3 protein-coding genes are annotated in these 2,952 nt (G+C 66.8%); all 3 read right to left on the bottom strand.

Translation table 11 applies throughout. The features are described from left to right. Positions 1 to 159 precede the first annotated feature (159 nt). The 3 genes from U9980_RS26990 to U9980_RS26980 all read right to left on the bottom strand — a co-directional run bounded on the left by U9980_RS26990 (position 160) and on the right by U9980_RS26980 (position 2,616). Positions 160 to 1,950, bottom strand: a complete 1,791-nt coding sequence (locus U9980_RS26990; RefSeq protein ID WP_322770506.1) for a protein kinase domain-containing protein — start codon at positions 1,948 to 1,950, stop codon at positions 160 to 162. Between the two features lie 89 nt (positions 1,951 to 2,039). Continuing rightward, the gene (locus U9980_RS26985) at positions 2,040 to 2,336 is read right to left on the bottom strand and encodes a type II toxin-antitoxin system RelE/ParE family toxin (RefSeq protein ID WP_322770505.1); all 297 of its coding nucleotides are present in this window, start codon (positions 2,334 to 2,336) and stop codon (positions 2,040 to 2,042) included. Continuing rightward, positions 2,329 to 2,616, bottom strand: coding sequence for a type II toxin-antitoxin system Phd/YefM family antitoxin (locus U9980_RS26980; RefSeq protein ID WP_322770504.1), 288 nt, complete (start codon positions 2,614 to 2,616; stop codon positions 2,329 to 2,331). Before U9980_RS26980 ends, U9980_RS26985 begins: the two co-directional genes overlap by 8 nt. Positions 2,617 to 2,952: the final 336 nt, after the last annotated feature.

Here is a 2,952-nt window from a genome sequence, read left to right as displayed (position 1 = left end):
ACTGAACACCCTTGTTGATGTTACTTTTGCGATTACGCCTATTTTCCGATCTTGGAAGCGACTGTCGGCAGGCCCTATGCCCTGTACGTGCATGGCGGGAGCGACACGACGGGCGCGGTTCGTTCGCTGTCGTGCCGGGCCTGGATCGGTTAGCCCGAATTACCTGACGGGTGGCATCTCGTACCAGGGGGACCATTCGGACCAGGCCTCCCAGTTCGGCGAACCGTCGTCCTTGAGCCAGTTCCACGCGTGGTAAACATCCCCGCCGGATCCCAGCGCGAAGATTTCCTGATGACGGTCGGAGTGAGTGCCGGCGGCGATCGCTGTCAGCATATTGGCCGTACTCCCCGGTGTGGAAGCCGCCTTCGCAGGTGCGGGGGCGGGCATGTCCGTCCAGTCCGACCAGCCTGCTTCCCTCCAGTACCACCGGTGCCGTAGCCGGCCGGCAGCGCTGATCGCGAACACCTCGAGGTGGCCATCCGTCAGCGAGGAGACCGCCAGGTCCGTGGCGCGCATCCCAAGACCGGCAAGCTGGTGCCAGTCGGACCAGTGCGGGCCGGGTAGCCACCACCGGTGCCACACTTCGCCGTCCACAATGGCAAACAGCTCTTGGTAGGCGCGCGAATGTGAACCCACGGCGATCGTGCTCACCGCTCTGCCCGCTGGCCCGGGCATGTCATGCCAGACGGACCAGCCGGGCTCTCGACTCCACCAGCGGTGGTGAAGTTGCCCTGCCCGGTCGAGAGCGAAGATCTCCCATGCGCCTGGAGAGTGTGAGGAGAACGCCAGGTCTCTGATCGTCAGGTCGAGCGGGGGCATGGTGTGCCACTCGCTCCAGCCATGGTCCCACCACCGGTGGTGGACCGCGCCGCCGATGGCGACGGCGACCTCCTGGTGGCCGTCGTCGTGGAACCCGGCGGCGACCGCGCTGGCCTCGCCGCCGGGCCGCCACATGTTCTCCCACGCGGACCAGCCCGGGCCGTGGGTGTACCAGCGGTGCCAGAGCTTTCCAGCTTCGTCGAGTATGAAGACCTCGATGTGGTCACCCGTGATCGACGAGCACGCGATCGGCGCGCCGAACCGGCTCGGCTCCTCGTCTCGGTCGATGGCGCTGGCTGTTGGTCGGCGGTCACCGGAACCTTGGAGGGAGCGCAGCGTCCCCGCGAGCGACGTAGCGGTCGGCCTGTCGGCGGGGTTCTTGGCGAGCAGAGCCAACATGAGGTCGTTCAGCCGATCGTCGATGCTCGGGTTCCGGGTGCGAGGCGGCGCTGGGTCCACATCGAGGTGCTGGCGCATCAGTGCATGGTTCGAGCCGGTGAAAGGGCGACTGCTTGTCAGCATCTCGTAGAGGATGACCCCGACCGCGTAGAGGTCCGTGGCGGACTCGGCCCGCATGCCCAGCCACACTTCGGGCGCGATGTAAGACGGAGTGCCCATAACGCTCGCCAGAGGGGTCAGGGAAGACGGCACGGTGGAGTCCCGCGCGAGCCCGAAGTCGCAGACCTTCAGCCGGTCGACCGGCACGACGAACAGGTTTGCGGGCTTGAGGTCACGGTGCACGATCCCGCGCTCGTGGACGGCCGCGAGCGCCTCGGCAAGCTGTAGCGCCAGAGCCACCACCCGTCGTCCCGGAAGCCCTTCCGGGTGCCGGGCCAGCTTCTTCCCGAGATCCTCGCCGGTCAGCAGTTCCATGACGATGAACATGTGACCGTCGTGCACGCCCGCGTCGTGCACCGTCAGGATGGTCTCGTGCTGCAGACAGGCCGTGAGGAGCGCCTCGCGGCGGAACCGCTCCAGCAGCTCCGAATGCAGTTGCTCGTCGCGGATCAGCTTGACCGCGACCGTCCGGCCCAGGTTCAGGTCAACAGCCTGCCAGACCTGTCCCATCCCGCCATGCCCCAGCGGTTTGTCAAGGCGGTACCTGCCAGACAGCGCCGTCCCAGCCCGCATCCGAAACCAGCCCCCATTGGACCAAACCTGCTCATGGATACCGGGCAGCGTACGCGCGTCGAATCGGGCAGACACGCCGTCGCTTGTCCCTACGGGCGGTAGACGTCGCGGCGGTGATCGATGTCGAGGACGTGTATCTCCCGGCGATCGTCTATGACCCGGTAGCGCACGCGGTATTCGCCGCGTCGTGCCCGCCAGAGTCCTTCGAACGGCTTGCGTAGCGGGGCGCCGACCACCCGAGGGCGTTCCAGCAGGGGACCTGAGATGAACTCCCACGCCGCGAAGGCCGCTGCCTCCGGCAACTTCTGATTTAGAGCCCTGCGGGCACCGGGCGAGACAACGAGTCGGTATGGCGGCGGTGCGGGGGGTTCGGGCGTGTCAGCCATCGCCCTGCTCGCGACGTCGTCGCATGATCGCCGCCATCTCGTCGCCGCTCGTAACCTCGCCAGCGGCGATGGCCTCGTCGGCTTCTCGGATTCGGGTCATCGCCCGTGGATCGGAGAGCAGCTCGAGGGTGGCCTCCAACGACTCCAGGTCCTTGGCTGAGAGGAGTACGACGTACTCGCGGCCGTTGCGGGTGATATGGACCCGTTCGTGGGTGCGATCGACCTCATCGGCGATCTCGGACAGCCGAACTTTGACGTCGGACAGTGGCAGCGTCTGCATAGACCATGATTCTAGTCCACGAAGGTCTGTCTGTCAGGTGCCTCGCTCCCTGGCGGGCCAGGGATGGCCAGCGGGCGGATTTGACGCGACCGGCGCGTGCCTTCCAGCCGGGTCGCCGGGTCGCCGGGTCGAGCGCAGAGACCTACGGATGGTAGACGTCTCGCCGATGCCGGCTGGAGTGGATCTCTACCAGGTGCTTGGCCTCGTCGATCCGGTAGATGACGCGGTAGGTCCCGCAGCGCGCCGATGGGACTCCACGCCCCGGTTACCCAGCCACCCAGGGCCGGGCACGAGCGATGGGTTCAGGACGGGTGCGTCGATCGGCCGATCAGGCCG

The organism is Protofrankia sp. Cr1 (assembly GCF_963555865.1).
GTDB lineage: Bacteria > Actinomycetota > Actinomycetes > Frankiales > Frankiaceae > Protofrankia.
This window is presented reverse-complemented; position numbering and strand designations above follow the sequence as displayed.